Annotated in this window: 18 protein-coding genes and 2 pseudogenes; 1 reads left to right on the top strand and 19 read right to left on the bottom strand. The window is 49.7% G+C overall.

Annotated elements, in window-relative coordinates:
* Positions 1–47: 47 nt before the first annotated feature.
* The 10 genes and pseudogenes from DWY95_RS15100 to DWY95_RS15055 form a co-directional block, all read right to left on the bottom strand.
* Positions 48–365: pseudogene (locus DWY95_RS15100) on the bottom strand (toprim domain-containing protein); the annotation flags it as partial.
* 60 nt (positions 366–425) lie between these two features.
* Positions 426–1,157, bottom strand: a complete 732-nt coding sequence (locus DWY95_RS15095) for a DUF4366 domain-containing protein (protein WP_187116993.1) — start codon at positions 1,155–1,157, stop codon at positions 426–428.
* Positions 1,147–1,413 (bottom strand): DUF4315 family protein, encoded by a 267-nt coding sequence (locus DWY95_RS15090; RefSeq protein ID WP_118554119.1) that lies wholly within the window; start codon positions 1,411–1,413, stop codon positions 1,147–1,149. The genes DWY95_RS15095 and DWY95_RS15090 overlap by 11 nt, the downstream gene beginning before the upstream one ends.
* Positions 1,414–1,429: 16 nt before the next feature.
* Entirely contained in the window at positions 1,430–3,175 is a 1,746-nt protein-coding gene (locus tag DWY95_RS15085) for a CD1108 family mobile element protein (RefSeq protein ID WP_118554118.1), read from the bottom strand.
* A complete protein-coding gene (locus DWY95_RS15080; protein ID WP_118554117.1) occupies positions 3,172–5,544 on the bottom strand; it encodes a VirB4-like conjugal transfer ATPase, CD1110 family in 2,373 nt (790 codons plus the stop codon). Before DWY95_RS15080 ends, DWY95_RS15085 begins: the two co-directional genes overlap by 4 nt.
* Positions 5,516–5,881, bottom strand: a complete 366-nt coding sequence (locus DWY95_RS15075; RefSeq protein ID WP_118554116.1) for a PrgI family protein — start codon at positions 5,879–5,881, stop codon at positions 5,516–5,518. The genes DWY95_RS15080 and DWY95_RS15075 overlap by 29 nt, the downstream gene beginning before the upstream one ends.
* Before the next feature lie 13 nt (positions 5,882–5,894).
* Positions 5,895–6,761, bottom strand: a complete 867-nt coding sequence (locus DWY95_RS15070) for a VirB6/TrbL-like conjugal transfer protein, CD1112 family (protein ID WP_118554115.1) — start codon at positions 6,759–6,761, stop codon at positions 5,895–5,897.
* Between the two features lie 218 nt (positions 6,762–6,979).
* Positions 6,980–7,063 (bottom strand): annotated as a pseudogene (locus tag DWY95_RS15065) (Maff2 family protein); the annotation flags it as partial.
* A 90-nt stretch (positions 7,064–7,153) separates the two neighbouring features.
* Positions 7,154–8,824, bottom strand: coding sequence for a recombinase family protein (locus DWY95_RS15060; RefSeq protein ID WP_118554114.1), 1,671 nt, complete (start codon positions 8,822–8,824; stop codon positions 7,154–7,156).
* Positions 8,825–9,022 (bottom strand): hypothetical protein, encoded by a 198-nt coding sequence (locus tag DWY95_RS15055; RefSeq protein ID WP_003020324.1) that lies wholly within the window; start codon positions 9,020–9,022, stop codon positions 8,825–8,827.
* On the opposite strand from DWY95_RS15055, the gene DWY95_RS17610 reads away from it, so the two are divergent.
* The gene (locus DWY95_RS17610; RefSeq protein ID WP_021682886.1) at positions 8,996–9,235 is read left to right on the top strand and encodes a hypothetical protein; all 240 of its coding nucleotides are present in this window, start codon (positions 8,996–8,998) and stop codon (positions 9,233–9,235) included. The two genes, DWY95_RS15055 and DWY95_RS17610, sit on opposite strands and share 27 nt — an antisense overlap.
* A 28-nt stretch (positions 9,236–9,263) precedes the next feature.
* On the opposite strand, the gene DWY95_RS15045 is transcribed toward DWY95_RS17610, so the two are convergent.
* The 9 genes from DWY95_RS15045 to DWY95_RS15000 form a co-directional block, all read right to left on the bottom strand.
* Positions 9,264–10,601: a virulence-associated E family protein gene (locus DWY95_RS15045; protein WP_118554113.1), complete on the bottom strand. Its 1,338-nt coding sequence runs from the start codon at positions 10,599–10,601 to the stop codon at positions 9,264–9,266.
* Entirely contained in the window at positions 10,570–11,214 is a 645-nt protein-coding gene (locus DWY95_RS15040) for a CHC2 zinc finger domain-containing protein (RefSeq protein ID WP_085532317.1), read from the bottom strand. Before DWY95_RS15040 ends, DWY95_RS15045 begins: the two co-directional genes overlap by 32 nt.
* 65 nt (positions 11,215–11,279) lie before the next feature.
* Entirely contained in the window at positions 11,280–12,860 is a 1,581-nt protein-coding gene (gene mobQ, locus DWY95_RS15035) for a MobQ family relaxase (RefSeq protein WP_118554112.1), read from the bottom strand.
* A 190-nt stretch (positions 12,861–13,050) separates the two neighbouring features.
* Positions 13,051–13,431 carry a hypothetical protein gene (locus DWY95_RS15030; RefSeq protein WP_118554111.1) on the bottom strand — a complete coding sequence of 127 codons (381 nt, stop codon included), beginning with the start codon at positions 13,429–13,431 and terminating at the stop codon, positions 13,051–13,053.
* Between the two features lie 52 nt (positions 13,432–13,483).
* Positions 13,484–13,819 (bottom strand): DUF3784 domain-containing protein, encoded by a 336-nt coding sequence (locus DWY95_RS15025; protein WP_118554110.1) that lies wholly within the window; start codon positions 13,817–13,819, stop codon positions 13,484–13,486.
* 31 nt (positions 13,820–13,850) lie between these two features.
* Positions 13,851–14,441 carry a hypothetical protein gene (locus DWY95_RS17460; protein WP_227296399.1) on the bottom strand — a complete coding sequence of 197 codons (591 nt, stop codon included), beginning with the start codon at positions 14,439–14,441 and terminating at the stop codon, positions 13,851–13,853.
* Between the two features lie 297 nt (positions 14,442–14,738).
* Entirely contained in the window at positions 14,739–15,035 is a 297-nt protein-coding gene (locus DWY95_RS15010; RefSeq protein ID WP_097786106.1) for a DUF3847 domain-containing protein, read from the bottom strand.
* Complete coding sequence (locus tag DWY95_RS15005; protein ID WP_097786107.1) at positions 15,028–15,369, bottom strand: DeoR family transcriptional regulator; 342 nt, start codon at positions 15,367–15,369, stop codon at positions 15,028–15,030. The genes DWY95_RS15010 and DWY95_RS15005 overlap by 8 nt, the downstream gene beginning before the upstream one ends.
* A complete protein-coding gene (locus DWY95_RS15000) occupies positions 15,366–15,554 on the bottom strand; it encodes a hypothetical protein (RefSeq protein WP_118554108.1) in 189 nt (62 codons plus the stop codon). Before DWY95_RS15000 ends, DWY95_RS15005 begins: the two co-directional genes overlap by 4 nt.
* Positions 15,555–16,013 lie beyond the last annotated feature (459 nt).

Here is a 16,013-nt window from a genome sequence, read left to right as displayed (position 1 = left end):
GAGATGAGGTCTCTTTTTTCTTTCTCTTGAGTCACCCAACCGCACTATCCTGCATCCGTTGCGCAGATAATGCTCTCCACATCGGCGCGGTGCATGAGCTTTTTCAGGATTCCGAACTGCTTTTTTGTGCTGGCAGACACAAGGTACTGCCACCTTTGCGGCAGGATAGGCAGATCGGCTACATTCCATTTGACGTACTTTTCATCGTAGGTGCTGGGCGGAGCCAGTTCTACCAGATGGCCGATACACCAACTCACGATATAGCCGCTGCCCTCAAGGTAGCCATCCTGCCGCCCCTGCACCCCCAAAACCTTGGCGTAAGACATGGCAACGGACGGCTTTTCGGTCACGATCAAAATTGCGATAAGCGTTCCCTCCAATCTATTTCGGATTATGGTATGTAGGCGGCAACCGCCGCCCTAAAATCAGATAGGAGTTACATCCTGTTCCTCGGAAGTATCCTCATCTTCCGAATCATCCTCCGGGGGAATCTCAAAGTCACCCGTATCCTCGGTGTAGTCCGCGTCCGGGTCAATAGCTTCTTTTTCTGCCTGTTTCTTGTTCTTCTGCTGGATGAAGAAATAGAAACCGCCGCCAGCCGCCAGCGCGATCAGTGCCACGACACCGAGAAAAGCCGCAGCATATTTTGTCATTTTGTTTTCTTTCGGAACGTCTGCCGCTTTTTCCGCTTCCTCTGCGGCTTTCTTGGCTTCTTCCTCGGCTTTCAGCTTGTCCAGTTCAGCCTGCTTCACCGCTTCTTTTTCAGCATTGTAGGCTTCTGCATCTTCTTCCTCCATTAAAGCCAGCAAGTCTGCTTCATCCACCAGATTCATGAAGTGGACGGTCTGCTGGCCTTTGGCATTGCGGTCAATGACCAGATAAAAAGTCGCACCCGACTTGCTGACGAGTGTGATGAACTGCTGGCCGCTACCATCGGAATAGTTTGTGTGATAATCGTCCACCAGCGTCAGATTGCCCTCCGGGGTCAGTGCGCCGGATTCCTCATCCGTGATAGTGACGGTATCCTCCTCCACGACTTCCGGCAGAACGGGCTGCTCCACCGGGGTAGTATCGCCCTCATAGGCAAAAGCAGGAGCGGCCATGCCGATGCACAGCACCGCCGACAGCAACAGTGCGCCAAATCTCTTAAACTTCATCCGAATCATCCTCCTTGTCGAAAGTTGCGCCTACAGCAGCCAGTGCAGCCGGATTTGGAGTGGTATTAGCCGACTGCCGAAGCAGAGCAGCAAGCTGTTCCGGGGTGACTTTGGCGGTGCGCACCATTTCATTCACCTTGGCGGCTTCTGCTTCCTGAATCCGCCGCTCAAGGCTTTCGATGCGGTTGTTGATCTTAATGCGCCGCTCCTTTTCCTTTTCCAAAGAAGCGCGCAGCTTATCCAGTTTTTCACTCATAGTAAAACCCTCCATTTCATTTTGAAAGCCGTCCAAATCCAGCGAGATACTGCTGCCAGTAGGACGAGTGAATGTCAGCATATTTGATGGGGTCACCAGCACTGACCATTTTTCCGTTGCCGAGATATATTCCAACGTGGCTCATCCCCGGCGTATCATACGTTCCTTTGAAGAAAACCAAATCACCGGGTTTTGCTTCGGCTTCGGAAATATGCTGACTTTTTTGCCATAATCCGTTGGCGGTGGTGCGCCCAACATCATAACCGTTTTGGTTATAAACCCAGCAGACATAGCCGGAGCAGTCAAAGCCTGTTTCCGGGGTAGAGCCACCCCAGACGTAGGATGTGCCAACATATTTTTTGGCTTCCTCATAGATAGCGGCAAACTCCGTGTCAGTTAGAGCTTCCGCAGAAACCGTGTAGACGATGCCGGGTGCGCCGGAGCCATCCGAGCCACCGGGCGGCAGACCGCCGTTGAACAGGTAAGGCCGACCGCCCAGTGTGTCCTGAAAAATCTCGTACCGTTTCCACTGATCTTCGGTCAGCTCTTCCCGGATAACAACTTCCAGACCACGGTTTTCCAGTTTGGTGTGGAAAATCTTGTACTCATACGGCACCTGCGTAGGAACTGGGATGCCCGCAGGACTAATGACCCATACGGTCTTGTACCGAATCTGCACCTCGACCCACGTTGTCAGCTTGTACTGCTTTTTGAAAATCTCCTGCAACTTACCCTGCACTTCCGACCGGGTGTAATCGTCACACAGGGTAGTCAAGAAGGAAGTGAGCTGCCACGGGTCATGTTCGATGGGGTCAAGATGGTACTGGTACTCGTTGTAGCCCGGATGGTCTTGCGGAGTGCGCTTGATTTTTTTGTCCAGTTCCTTTTCTAGCTTCTTGTAATCCTGTTCTGCACCGCGAATGTCCCTGTCCTCGGCAGAATAAATCGTCTGCCCGGATACTTGGGTACTGCCCGAAAAGAGGATGCCGCAGGAGGAAAAACCAGACATCACCATCAGGATGAGCAAAACAAAAACGCCCACGATCACAAGAACGTGCGCGTTACTCTTTGCGGCGGTCATAAGGCTGTTTACTGCCGAACCGACCACAGATTTTCCCTTGTCCACTACTTGTTCTACACCAGACCGTGCGGCAGATGCACCGCCGGATACGGTTTTTTTGCTTCCAACGGTCTGTGCCGCTGTGCCACCAGACCGGGCTGCGGCATAGTAGCTCTGTCGAATGTCATGTTTCTGCCGCCATCGGGAGAGCCAATTGGAACCACCCTCACGGGTACCGATACCGGAATCTCCTGCATTTTGTGATGCAGTTGGTTCTTGCGCAGAAGATTTTGCGGTTTTGGAGTTTTTCTTGCCCTGCACCTTGGCTTTCTTTTTCAGTTTCCGGGCATAGCGGCTCTTGGAAATATCGCGGACATTTCCAGCGGTCTTTTCACCCTCGCTCAACGCCTGCACACCGACATTATCTTCCTCATACTGGTCGATTTCCCGATGCACCGCAGTCCGGGCAGCATTGGCAGCGTACATCTCGCGCTTTTGCGCCTTGCTCAAACGGCTCAGTTCGTCCGGGGTCAGTTCTGCCTTGCCAAATCGCAAATGCTGGTTTTTTTCTGCGGCCTTGTCCGCATCGAGTTTCAGCTTCTTCTTTTTGGGCGTGGACTGCTCGACCCTCGCTTTCTTCGGGGGAGAGCGTGTCTTTTTGGCTGACGTTTCCTCTTTGAAGTTCAGCTTCGGATTGCTCATTCCTTTTTGCCCTCCGAAACCTCACCCAGCTTCGTGGTCATGATGCGATACAGTTCCAAATCGGTGGGGAATCTGTCCACGAACGGGAGAATAACATTGCCGAAGAAAAGCAGTCCTTCACCTTCACCGGAGTGCGTCACATAGGAAAGCTGATGGGGCGAGATGTTGAGCTGCTTTGCGAGGATTTGACGGTCGCCAGCGGCCTGATTCAGCATGATGATCATGTCGCTGTTCTCGAAAATATTCTCGACCTCACGCGAAGAAAGCAGGTCTTTGACGTTCTGCGTTAATCCAGTCGGCACTCCGCCCCATTTTCTGAACCGCTTCCAAATCTCCACAGAATAGGCCGCGGTCTGCTCCTCTTTTAAGAGGAGGTGCATCTCGTCCATATAATATCGGGTGGACTTTCCGCTACTACGATTGGCAGTGACACGTCCCCAGACCTGATCCTGCACAATGAGCATACCGAGCTTCTTCATCTGCTTGCCCAGTTCTTTAATGTCATAACAGACGATTCTGTTATTGACGTTCACGTTGGTGCGGTGGTTGAACAGATTCAGACTGCCCTTGACGTAGATTTCCAGAGCGGTAGCAACATGATGAGCTTCTTTCTCGTCCTGCTGGAGCAGGGCGTTGTACAAGTCCTCTAGAATCGGCATATTCTCCGGGCAGGGGTCAGCAAAATATTTCCGATAAATCAGATGCACACAGCGGTCAATGACCGTCTTTTCCACCGGGAGCAGACCTTCCTTGCCGCCGACAACCAGTTCGCACAGAGAAAGAATAAAGTCCGCTTTCAGGGACAGCGGATTATCTTCTTCCGAATAGTTGGCGTTAATGTCCATCGGGTTGATGAACTGGGTGCTGTTGGGGCTGATTTTAATGACCTGTCCTTTCAGTCGGTTTACCAGTGGGGAATATTCGCCTTCGGGGTCGTTGATGATAATATCATCATCCGTCACCAGAAAGGCATTTGCGATTTCACGCTTTGCCGAGAAACTTTTGCCGGAGCCGGGAGTACCGAGGATAAGTCCATTCGGATTTTTCAGCTTCTTTCTGTCCACCATAATCAAATTGTTGGAGAGAGCATTCAAACCGTAGTACAGAGATTCTTTGCCGGACTGGTAAAGCTCCTGTGTGGTGAATGGAATGAAAATGGCCGTACTGCTGGTAGTAAGGCCGCGCTGAATCTCAATCTGATTATCGGCCAGCGGCAGAGAGGACATAAGCCCCTGTTCCTGCTGGTAATCCAAGCGGCACAGATTGCAGTTGTGCTTCTGTGCGATGGAGCTTGCCTGAAAGACATTGTTTTCCAGTTCCTGTTCGGTACGCCCGGTGTTCAGCACGAGGAATGTCACCAAAAACATTCGCTCGTTCTGGCTCTGCAATTCTTTCAGCAGAGCTTTGGCATCACGGCCATAGGTCGCCAAATCGGACGGAATGATGTCAATATCATACCCGGCGCGGATTGCTTTCTTCTGCTCCTCAATCTTGCTTCTATCAAGTTCAGTAATCGTGCGCTTGACCGTTTTAATGGCGCGGTTCTGGTCAACGCTCTGAATGTGCATGGTGACAATCTGGCTGGAATCCATATCCAAAAAATCTTTCAGAAGCTGGTCGCTGATGTCGGAGGCCGTGATGCTCAGAAAACTGGCGGCACAGTAGATTCCGCCCATTTGGAACGTCCGGGAATTTTTGAAGGCGAAAGCAGTCGGTGCAATGGCATCTTTCACCGAAAGGCCGCTTTTCACGAGATCATTCCATTCAAAACGGAACTTCGATTCACCGTCCATGTGGAACATATCGTGCATGAGCTTGAGCCGTTCCGTACCATTCAGCGGCTTGGCCTGAACACCCAAACGGTGGAAGTTGTTGAGCAGATCGTTCTGCACATGGTCGAGCCGTGTTTTCACCTGACGCATACTCTCGCCCTCCACGCCAAAGGTGATGAACTTGGTCTTAGTCAGACCATTATTGCCCTTGGCAAGCTGCTGGCGCAGCATCAGCGAATACTCAGCCCGCACATCATCGAAACCGTCTTTCTGGAATGGAATGCGGATGCTTTTCTCGAATTCTGAACTGTCCGTTGCCATGTTCACAAAGGACAGCTCAAACTTGATGGAGCTGTCGAAGAAGTTGAGGAACGAACACCATTCCTCGAAAATCGCGTTTTTGTCCTCTTGTTGTGCCAGCTGATAGTTAATATCCTGATAGGCAATCGTCCGGGTGTAGTAGTTTGCCCTCACCCGGCAGGTTCCATCCTCAAACATCCGCTGCATGGGAATGGACTGCTGTGCCGTGTGAGGAATAGCGGGTTTCGGCGGCGTTTTCTTGCCGCCTTTATCGGTCTTTTTCCAAAACGGAATCATGGTTCATGCCTCCTTTCATGAGCAGCGCATAGTAATTTTCGGTCTTATAAGGCCGGATTTTCGGGCGCAGGAATCGCGCCCGGACATAATATGACAGCAGCTTTTCCAGCGGCTGACCATTTTTCTCGTACATACCGAGAAAGAAAGCCGGGAGCATAACTGCCATCATGCCAAGGGTAGCGGCAGAGTTGCCGCCGGAACCTCGGAGCAAAAAGAAAAGCGGCACTCCAATCAGTGCCGCCGTTCCGAAGCAGATGAGCTGCCGCTTTGTCAGGTTGAAAGCCACTTTTGACTTCACCTTGGTCAAATCGCGAGGAACAGAAATATACGCAGCCAATAAAGCACCCCCTTTAATGCGCTCCGAGAACAGATTTCGTCACGGAGCTGGTTTTGAACAGACTGAAACAGAGCAGGACGGTGTAGCCGACAATGCCCCAGATCGAATTGATGGCATCGCCGGAAATCGCCACATTCTGAATCAACACGGCATAGATGGCCACGCAGATGAGGATGAGAAAGCCCTGAAATCCCAGCGCAAACAAGCATTTCAGATAGTTCTGTCCCATATGGCTCTGTTCATGGTTGCCCCATGTTGCCATGGGAATCGGCGCAAGGCTCACCATACAGTAGATCTCAATCATGCGTCCGTACACAATGACGAAAATCACGATTGAGAGGATTCTCATGGTGATGCCGATGAAGAAGCTCTGCAAAAAAAGCCCGAAGAGTGGACCGACATCCATTTGCATCAGACTGGCTTCCAGCATCGACAGGCCGATTTCATTGACGCGAGTATTGCCCGCAATAATGCCGCTGGAATCGGACACGACTTTCTGCGTCAGGTCAAAGACTGCCATCACAATATCGAACGTGTTGGAGATGAACCATACTGAAACAGCGGTCTTGAAAATCCAGCGCATAATAAGTGCTGGCTCAAACTGCGCCATGTTGTTATGCTGGGTTATCATTTCAATCAGTTCGTAACAGGCGATAAATGTGAGGATAATGCCCGCAATCGGCAGAACCACGTTCCGGGAGAGCGATTCGATCATCGCAAAAACGCGTGGTTCAAAGGCCGATGGCCGTGTGCCGACCTGTTGCGCAATGTCACCGACCTGCTCATTTACGGCATCGAACAGCCCGGACAGGTTTGACATGATGCCAGCCGTCAGGATACCCTTTATCCAATCGGCTATGGCTTTGAGAACGGTTTCCATTCAGCAGTCACCGTCCTTTAGGTGAAGTGGTTGATAAGGGTCTTGAGAAGGTTCAGAACAAAAATAATGTGGGTCAGAAGCTGCATAATAGCACCGCCTTTCGTTGATGGGTGGATGGTCTTGCAGCAATTCACTTCCTATTATAATAGGGGCTGTTATCCACAGCGAGGATTGAAGCGATTGCGTATGTACAGGCGGAATAAATCCGCCCGCGGTTCTTAACCGAACAGGCCGCTCAGCAGAGGAATCAGGGTAATGCCGACCAGCGCGACACCGCCGCCAGCCATGAGCTGTTTTATCCCCAATTAGGTGTAAAACTCTGCTCGATGGCGGGCGGCGGCGTACAAAAAATCTATATGGTGTTTTTAAGAGAACCGTCCCGGTAGGACAGGTCAGGCAGTGACCTGTTCCACCTCCGGGATGGGTTTGAGATTAAAATGAATTTCGATAGAAATGTGTCTTGTTTTATCTTCGTCAATGCGCTCATGCACGACGATTTCTTTGATTAAGCGGTTGAGGGTGGCTGCGTCCAGCTCTGTGATATTGGCGTATTCCTGAATGGCTTCCACCCATTGTTTTGCGTCATTGGCAAGCTGGACTTCATCGGACAGCCGCTTTCTGCCCTCTGACACTTTTGTTTTAAGCTCCGTCTGCTCGGTCTGTGTCTTTTCCAGCATGGTGTTGAAATTCTGCTCACTGATACGCCCTGCAATCATATCCTCATAAAGCCGCATGACCATTTTGTCCAGAACCTCAATCCGTTCCTCGTCCCTTGTAAGGGAGCGTTCCATTGCTTCCCGCTGTTCCCGCTGCTCGGCTTCACAGGTATTGGTCAGGCGGTCAGCAACCGCTTCCCCGTCCATCAGGGCAGCTCTGGCACATTCCCGGATTTTCCGCAGCACATGGCTGTAAAGGGTGTCATAGTCAATCCGGTGCTGGGTGCAGTGGTTCTTTCCAAAGGCATTGTAGGTCTTGCAGGAATAAATCTGCTGGGGATGTTTTGCGTTTGTGTAGCGTACCGTCAGCGACTTCCCACACTCGCCGCATTTTAACAGTCCGGCAAACAGGCTGATTTCATTAGTCTGCCCCGGACGCTGGCGGGATTTCAGCTTGTTCTGCACAATATCAAAGCTCATGCGGTCAATCAGCGGTTCATGCTGCCCCTCCACCACAATCCAGTCCTCCGGCTTCTTTTCCCCAATCGTGCCGATTTTGAAACGGTAGTCCTTTTTCTGGGAAGCAATCGCCCCGGTGTAGACGGGATTCATCAAAAGGTCTTTGATAACGGAGAAGTCCCACATATACCGCCCGTTTTCCGGGTCTTTCTTTTCCCATTTGGTGCGGGTATTGCGAAGCCCCCGTTCTCGGTTCCACCATGTGGGGCAGGGGATTTTTTCTTCCTCCAGCCGTCTGCGGATATAGTTCGGACCATGACCGTTCAGGGCATATCCGAAAATCAGCCGCACAATCGGGGCGGTTTCCTCGTCAATGAGCAGATGGTTTCTGTCCTCTGGGTCTTTCCGATACCCAAAGGGGGCAAGACACCCGGTAAACTGTCCTTTCTGCGCTTTCAGAAGATAAGAGGAATGGACTTTCTTGGAAATATCCTTGCTGTACATCTCGTTCAGGATATTCTTGAACGGGGCAATATCGTTGTTATCACGCAGGGTGTCGATACCGTCATTCATGGCGATATAGCGGACACCGTTTCTTGGGAAAAAGTCCTCAATCAAATGCCCGGTTTGCAGATAGTTACGCCCCAGTCGGCTGAGGTCTTTCGTGATGACAAGGTTGATTTGCCTGCGCTCAATGGCTCTCATCATTCTCTGTAAATCAGGACGCTCCATATTAAGACCTGTGAAGCCATCGTCCTGATAGACTGCCACAACCTCCCATCCCTGCTTTTCGCAGTATTTTTCCAGCATATCACGCTGGTTTGCGATACTGGCACTTTCGCCTTGCAGGTCATCGTCCTTTGACAGCCTGCAATAGACCGCTGCACGATACCCTCCGGCAAGTGCCGAACCGATTGTTCTGTATTCCATTTCGTTCATCATAGCCATTTACCCACACAATCCAGACGGTATCTGGCTCTTTTGAACCTCATCTTCATTATAGCTCATATCTTTCCTTTTAGCAAGATATTCTTTCGTATTTGTCTTACCGTATTTCTGGGAAATCAGGCTGACGAACACATCGGTTGCGTCCAGTTCCCCGTCAAATACCGTTGTAACATGAATCTCTGTTTTGTTTTTTGCCATAGGCAGTTATCCTCCATACATGAAAATAGCCAGACAGAGGGTGTCGGCAACGAAGTCCGGCAACGGGCTTCAAAAGACCTTGCAAACAATCTCAATCTGGCGATGGTTACTATTTATACTTTTCTTTTATTTTTCTGTTGTTTTGGTTGTTATAAGGGAGAAAAGCCCGGAAATAAGGGGTTTTCCCCGGCAACCGGCTCGGCAACGGGATAGCAACAGGGGGTGCAACGGGCGGTCATTTTCAGAATGGAAGCTCCATCTGTTCTGTGACCTCCACAAAACCATCCATCGTTTTTTCAGACGGGTTGCCGGAGTCCGTTGCCGGGTTTTCACGCTCCCAGCCCTTTTGTCTGCCATATTCTGAAAACATTCTTGGGTTCGGGAAGTACCGCCAGCCAGAAATGCACTGGTTCATAATCTCGTTGATTTCCCGGATTTCCCATTGCTTCGGCTCGTCAAAGGCATGGTTCAAGGCTTCCTTATAGAGCTGCTTGGAGCAGACCATGCTCCCGGTGTACTTATCAAGATACGCCTGTATCATCCCGGCTTTGGTGTCCTCCGGCATAAAATCCCGCTGGTGTTCTTTGAGATACCGCTGCATGGCGGGGCTGAAAGCCAGCTTGAACCTGCCGCTTCGGTAAATCTCCATAGCTTCTGCCCACATTTGCTCGATATAGGCTCTGGAAGCAGCTTCATCCTCCAAAATGTGAACCTCGGCTTGTTCCGGGTACACCATGACGGGGATAAAGCGGCGATTGCCGGAACGGTCAAGGGGCAGGAAGTCAAGAGCATTGGAAGTGCCGCCAAACACGCATTGGCGGGGGCGGTCTGCCGGGTGGGTTTCATAGGGTATCTTGTAGACCTCCTTCTGCCGGCTTAAAAATGACTTGATTTCTTCGATGCTCTTGGCGTTTGCGGTTGCCATCATTTCCGACATTTCGATAATCCAGTGACCTTGCAGCTTGCGGTACACATTGTCATCGTCCAGCTTCCGCAAATCATCGGAGAACCACTCGTCCCGGACTGCCAGCAGACGGAAGAAGGTGGACTTGCCAGCCCCCTGACCGCCTACCAGACAGAGCATGATTTCAAATTTGCACCCTGGCTGAAAGGCTCGTGAGATTGCACCCAACAGGAACAGCTTCAATGCTTCATAGGTGTAATCATCTGCGTCAGCCCCCAGAAAGTGCCGCAGGCAGAAACGGATTCGCTCTGTCCCATCCCACACAAGAGTATTGAGATAGTCCCGGATGGGATGGTACTTGTTTTCATTCGCCACAATCCCGATGGCATTATCAATCTTTTTCTCATTGGTAAGCCCATAGGTTTCTTCCAGATAAAGAAGCAGATACTTCATGTCCGTATCGTTCAGGGCGGTGCTTTCTCTGTGGAAGCCGATGGGCTTTATGATGTCCTTGCGGTCGGTCAGGATGTTGTATGCGATAGCCCCGGAAAGCAGAGGGTCACGCTGGAATACGGTCAGGCAGTTCCGTATGCTCTGACGGACACCGCCTTTCTCGGTAGTTTCCAGCCCCGCCTTGATTTCCTCAACGCTCTGTGGCGGCTGCATGGCGTTCATGGTGTTTTTTAGTTCTTGCTGCGTCTGCGGCTGCAAACTCTGCCATTCGTTGTTCAAGCTGTATCACATCCTTTCCGTAGTCCGTAATCAAAGCCGCTTTTTCCTCTGTCTCCCCGAACAGCAGCACATCCAGCAGATATTCCACTTGGGCTTGCTTCTGTAAGGCTTCCACAAACCGGGGATGAAAGGCTTCCTCCGGGGAGTGCGGGACATAATCCTTTCTCCATGCCCTAAGCAGGTGGAGATAATCGGCAAGGATACGGGAGCAGCGGTTCTTTGCTTCCTGAAACTGTTCCTCCGGGGATTTCTGCCGGGGCTTGGGCTTTTTTACCTTTCCCGGCGGCTTCCAGTCCTCATAGGAAATTCCAAAGTCCTGTGCCAGTTGTACGGCGGCTTCTTTCTTTCCCAGCCCATACAGAGCGGCGGCAAAATCAATCACATCCCCATCCGTACCGCAGCCGAAGCAGTGGTAACGCCGATCCAGCTTCATGCTTGGGGTTTTATCGTTATGGAACGGGCAACAAGCCATCCCGTTCCGACCTACATGGATTCCATAATGCTCCGCAGCCTGTCTTGTTGTGACGGACTGCTTCACAGCTTCAAATACATTCAAATCTATCCCTCCTTGAAAATAAGAAAAGCACCTGACATTCTCTGATTGAAAATGGCAAGTGCCTGTTAAAGTTCCATATCCTGTTGTCTGTGTTTCGCCTGTGCCGGGGCGGTTCTTTGTGCTTTTTTCTCGTCTGCCTTATCCTGCAAGACTTCCTTGATGGGCTGCTTCTTGGGCGGCTCTTTGCTTTCCTCTGTGCCGGGTGTGGCTTTCCGTACCCAGTAGCGGATGTCCCGCAGCTTCTTCAAATCCTCCTGTACCTCGGTCAGCGGTACTTTCAGTTCTGCGATTTCGCTGAGAAGCGTTTCCTGCTCCTCTTGCAGCTCCTTTTGGGTACTGTCCTTATCGTCCGGGTGCTTGGCAAGGTAGGCGGCGGCTTTCTCATACCGGGCAACCTCCGGGTGTTCCTGTTTGAATTTCTCCTTTGTTTTCTTAAAAAATATCTTCTGGTACTTCTCATAGACAGCCTTACATTCTTTGCAGTCTGTCCGGCTGGCAAGAATCCCGTCAATCACTTTGCTGCGGGCTTCCTTTGGCTTCATCTGATTGCGGCAATCGGCGGCTGATTTCCCGGACGCTTCCAGAAACGCTTCTAAGTCCTCCACAGTGGAAAGTCCCTTTTGCCGGAGATAGGACAATGCTTCGCTGACTGCCTTTAAGTCCTGTGAAGTCCCCCGGTTCTGTCCAGCCCTTGTCCAGTCCCTCCGTTCTTCTTTTCGTATCTCCATATACTTCATCAGCAGATTGGGAAGAAGTGTCGCTTCCTCCGCCGTTTTTTGTGCAAGCAGCTCTTTCCGTTTTTCTCCCAGTTCGGTAATCCAGCCTTTGAGGTTTTGAATGAGCTGCCGAATGGACTGCATCAGGCGGTTGGCGGCTTTGATTTCCCGGTTCAGGTTGCCGATATTCGTCTGGATACCACGCTTTTCCATCTGCTGGACAGCAGCCCCCTCATGGACAGTGGGGACTATATCAAGCCCCTGTCTGGCATAGGAACGCAAGTCCACACGCTCCGGGCGGTCATTGGCTTCCAGATAGCGGTTCTGGATGACCTCCCATTCATGCCGCCAGATTTCACAATACTTCTGGTCGTTCCAATCAACCGTATCCTCCTTGTGGCTTTTCCACCTGCCGGACGGAAGTTTTATCCGTTCCCCGTTTTCGTCAAGGTCATAAACCTTGCGGCTCTTGGGAAGCCATTTCCCATGTTCGTCCATTGCCCTCATAGTGAGCAGGACATGGGCGTGGGGATTGTGTCCCGGCGGATGGGGGTCATGGATGGCAAAATCAGCAATCATGCCTTTGGAAACAAACTGCTGCTGGCAAAACTCCCGAACAAGGACAGCATATTGGTCAGGCGGTATCTCTCTGGGGATGGTAAGCACCCACCGCCTTGCAAGCTGGGAGTTCCATTGTTTTTCCACAGCTTCGGCGGCGTTCCATAGGGTATTGCGGTCTGCATACTCCGGCGGGGCATTTGCCGGGAGCAGGATTTCATTGTGGACGATACCACGCTTTTCCGGGTAGTGCTTCACTTGCTGGTCGTATTCACAGAACAGCTTTTCGCCACTCTGGTAAGCAGCGGCGGCAACCGCAGACTGTCGCTGGCTGCGCTGCACAATCGTGATTTCGTTGTGTGGACAGGGCATTTCGTGTCCCTCCTTTCGGTAATTGGTGGATGGGGTGGCGTTTTACCACCTCATTTTGGGCAGAAAAAAAGCAGGAGACCTTTTTCAGATTTCCTGCTCGGTGTGCCGCTGTATGGGCGGCGGGTATTTAGTTGTAAAAGTTCGGGGCAAGTTGCCCCGATGTGAAGCTGACAAACTGGAAATTATCGCTTTACTTTTGTTGTATCTTAGCCAAAACACTTTCTATTACAAGTGTTCCTGTTATAAAGGCTCCTACAAGGGTATAGTAGTCTAAGCCATACATCAATGGCAAAAGAGAAATAACTACCGTAATAATGGAAAGGACAAACAATGCTTTGAGAACACATTTCTTCTTCAATGAAAACAATGAAAGTAAGAAGATGGCAACAGTAAGTGTGGCTGTAATAAGTGGAGCAAAATTTGCATAGCCAAACGGTGTAAGGCTAAAGTATGAGAATGTTTCTTTTACTCTTTCTGTTGGAGATGTTGCAAAAATACAAACTGCTCCCAAGGGTAATAATTCTAACACTATTGTTAAAGCTGGCAAAACCGCTAAGCAGACTTTCTTCATGTTGTATATCTCCTTTACAAATTCCGATTTTCTTAATTCTACAAACTTGAATTTATTTTAATAAATATTTTTCAAATGCTTTGTGCGTGTCAAAGTGAACCTCTTTGAAAAATAAAACGAGCCAAATAATAAAAGCCGGAATAGCCATATATGGTGTTAAAAAATAAGACAACACTGCTCCTACTAACATTATGCCAGCCCATGTAAAACACTGATTTTTTATATCACGAGAAATATGAGCTTTATCATACAATGCCTGTTCTTCTTTCGGTAACGAATTAAATCCCGAAACAAATTTAGCCGCTCTTTCTTTAAATATTGCAAATAACACTCCTATAATCACAAATGGAATAACCAAAACTCCACATAGCCAAAACCCTATATTCATAGCATATTCCTCCTTCACAAATTGGAAGTTGTTAGTCGCTATCTTGTTTGCGGTTAAATTCAAAAACGACAGGTTCAAATTCAACTAAATGCTTATCTTGGGTGTTAGTTCCTTTAGGGTTCTCTATGCCGGTAACTTCATAGTATTCATCACTGTATTGTATTTTACTACCATCAAAATCTTTTTGAATGGATTTGACATATTCAAACGGATTTTCTATTGGTAACAAACTTAATGCCCGCTGTAGCTGTTGTACCGCTGTCCTCTGCTCATCGGTCAGTATTTTTTCTTCGTTTGCCATGTGTTCTTCAAATTTATTTTTATCCATCCAAACGATTTGCTCCAATGGGTTAGCAGTACCACAAGCCAAGATTAAACGGATAAAATCTTCAAAATTTGCCGCTAATGGATATACATTTTGGTCTACACAACTTTCTGGATTGCAGGCAAATACCATTTCTCCATATTCCGGCAAAAAGCAATACAGAATACATCCTTCAAATCCGATTGGATTTGCGTTGACGGGATAGCAAAAATACGGGTCTGCAATATCTCCATATTCTAAACATAAAGATCCCTTATCTATGGGAAGTGCCATATACTTTTCGTAAATTGTTTCCATTGATGTGCCTCCACAAAATTCCGATTTGTTGTCATCTTCATTATACTTCATTGGCTATCGAAAAGATAGCATATTTTATGAAACTTGTCGGCTGGGAACAGCTTGCAACGCAAGGTGTCCCCAGATGGCAAGTCCACAAAAGGGTAGCTGACGGCAGCCAGCGCAGGGGAAGCGTAGCGTCCCCTGTTTGATTTGGAGCAGACCATGACTGCGGAAAATCACAGCCCTCCGGCGAGGAGCCTTCGGAGAACGCAATGCACCAACCTCTGGATGGTGTATAATTGCGCCCTTAGTAAACTAAGGGGTTTCTGGCTTCTTCCGTTCCAGCAGTTTTTTCAATAATTCCTGCGTGTCCTGTCTGTGAAAAATGAGTTTCAACAACAGCATGACATCATCATCTGTCAGGCGTTCCGGCTCTTGCAGAAAACTTTCCAGCATACCGCCACGGGTACAGAGCCGGTGCGTCCGTTCCTTTCGGGTAAGCTGCTTTAACTGGTGCTGCAATGCCTTTTCATCATTGATGGCTTTCCGCAGTTTCTTTTCGCTTTTCTCCAGCTCCCGGTTGAGCTTTTCCAGCTTTGAGGTATCAGGCAAGGGCAGCGTCCTCCTTTCCCGGTATCAGCACATAAATTCGGTTTGGTTCTCCAACGCCCTGACGCACCCGCATGATAAGTCCGGCGGTTTCCAGTTCATTCAGAGAACGCTTGACCGTCATAGAGCTGCGGGACAAGACTGCGGCAATGGCTGTAACAGGGAAGCAGACAAACAGGATTCCGTTTTCGTCCTCCTGCCCTTTGGATAGCATAGCGTCCAACATCCGGCAGTACATGACCTTTGCGGTGCTGCTGACTGGAAATCCTGTCAACGCTCTGGGAAAGGGCATACAGGGCGGCAATGGTGTGTCTATCGTCATAAATTCAAAATTCATTCGGTGTCTTCCTCCTTTTTCCTTGCTCGTTTGGATAAATAACGGGGGCAGTCAACCACAACCGCCCGGAAGCTCTGCTTGCACCCATGCTGGCATTTCCGGCATAATTCGTTGTAAGTGACACGCCCCCGGTCATTGAGGTAAAAGGAAAGCTCCTGTTTCCTCTTTTTGCTCATTCTCGGCATATTGCGCTTCCTCCCGTTTTTGTGTATGGTTTCGGGGCGATTTTCGGAAAAATTACAGCCATAGAGCCGCCTAAAATCTCCCGAAGTATCAGCGATAGGGTAGGCTATCCCCCTATCAGATTGTCGTGTTTCGGTATCATTTCGGTGTCAGTTCGCCAGTTCTCCCCGGTGTCGTTCCTCCCCTGAATCTCACAGCGGCGTATCGCTCCCTTTGGTACGCTCGTTTCGGTCAGGGTTCCTCCACATCCCTGCCAAAAGTCATGGCACTACATCGCCGGGGAAGCATATCCCACACAGGCTGGTCATTCGATTGGAATAATCCATCGATGAACTACCTGTATCATAGAACATTTTTGTGCCCTGTGCCGTATGTCCACAAAGTAGGAATTAGGGGTAAAAATCAGAAATTTCCACGATTGCGGAAAGTGTGATATAATCCAGATAAGCGGCAGCAATCAA

It is taken from the genome of Faecalibacterium sp. AF28-13AC (assembly GCF_003478405.1).
Lineage (GTDB): Bacteria > Bacillota > Clostridia > Oscillospirales > Ruminococcaceae > Faecalibacterium > Faecalibacterium prausnitzii_E.
The sequence above is the reverse complement of the archived record's forward strand: the minus strand, read 5'-3'. Positions and strand labels throughout refer to the sequence as shown.

What these genes read in the sequence shown, in the direction of transcription:
- DWY95_RS15095 (WP_187116993.1), bottom strand. Translation starts at nt 1,157, where the DNA reads ATGAAGTTTAAGAGATTTGGCGCACTGTTGCTGTCGGCGGTGCTGTGC.
- DWY95_RS15090 (WP_118554119.1), bottom strand. Translation starts at nt 1,413, where the DNA reads ATGAGTGAAAAACTGGATAAGCTGCGCGCTTCTTTGGAAAAGGAAAAG.
- DWY95_RS15085 (WP_118554118.1), bottom strand. Translation starts at nt 3,175, where the DNA reads ATGAGCAATCCGAAGCTGAACTTCAAAGAGGAAACGTCAGCCAAAAAG.
- DWY95_RS15080 (WP_118554117.1), bottom strand. Translation starts at nt 5,544, where the DNA reads ATGATTCCGTTTTGGAAAAAGACCGATAAAGGCGGCAAGAAAACGCCG.
- DWY95_RS15070 (WP_118554115.1), bottom strand. Translation starts at nt 6,761, where the DNA reads ATGGAAACCGTTCTCAAAGCCATAGCCGATTGGATAAAGGGTATCCTG.
- DWY95_RS15060 (WP_118554114.1), bottom strand. Translation starts at nt 8,824, where the DNA reads ATGGCTATGATGAACGAAATGGAATACAGAACAATCGGTTCGGCACTT.
- DWY95_RS17610 (WP_021682886.1), top strand. Translation starts at nt 8,996, where the DNA reads ATGAATCTCTGTTTTGTTTTTTGCCATAGGCAGTTATCCTCCATACAT.
- DWY95_RS15055 (WP_003020324.1), bottom strand. Translation starts at nt 9,022, where the DNA reads ATGGCAAAAAACAAAACAGAGATTCATGTTACAACGGTATTTGACGGG.
- DWY95_RS15045 (WP_118554113.1), bottom strand. Translation starts at nt 10,601, where the DNA reads ATGAACGCCATGCAGCCGCCACAGAGCGTTGAGGAAATCAAGGCGGGG.
- mobQ (WP_118554112.1), bottom strand. Translation starts at nt 12,860, where the DNA reads ATGCCCTGTCCACACAACGAAATCACGATTGTGCAGCGCAGCCAGCGA.
- DWY95_RS15030 (WP_118554111.1), bottom strand. Translation starts at nt 13,431, where the DNA reads ATGAAGAAAGTCTGCTTAGCGGTTTTGCCAGCTTTAACAATAGTGTTA.
- DWY95_RS15025 (WP_118554110.1), bottom strand. Translation starts at nt 13,819, where the DNA reads ATGAATATAGGGTTTTGGCTATGTGGAGTTTTGGTTATTCCATTTGTG.
- DWY95_RS17460 (WP_227296399.1), bottom strand. Translation starts at nt 14,441, where the DNA reads ATGGAAACAATTTACGAAAAGTATATGGCACTTCCCATAGATAAGGGA.
- DWY95_RS15005 (WP_097786107.1), bottom strand. Translation starts at nt 15,369, where the DNA reads ATGAATTTTGAATTTATGACGATAGACACACCATTGCCGCCCTGTATG.
- DWY95_RS15000 (WP_118554108.1), bottom strand. Translation starts at nt 15,554, where the DNA reads ATGCCGAGAATGAGCAAAAAGAGGAAACAGGAGCTTTCCTTTTACCTC.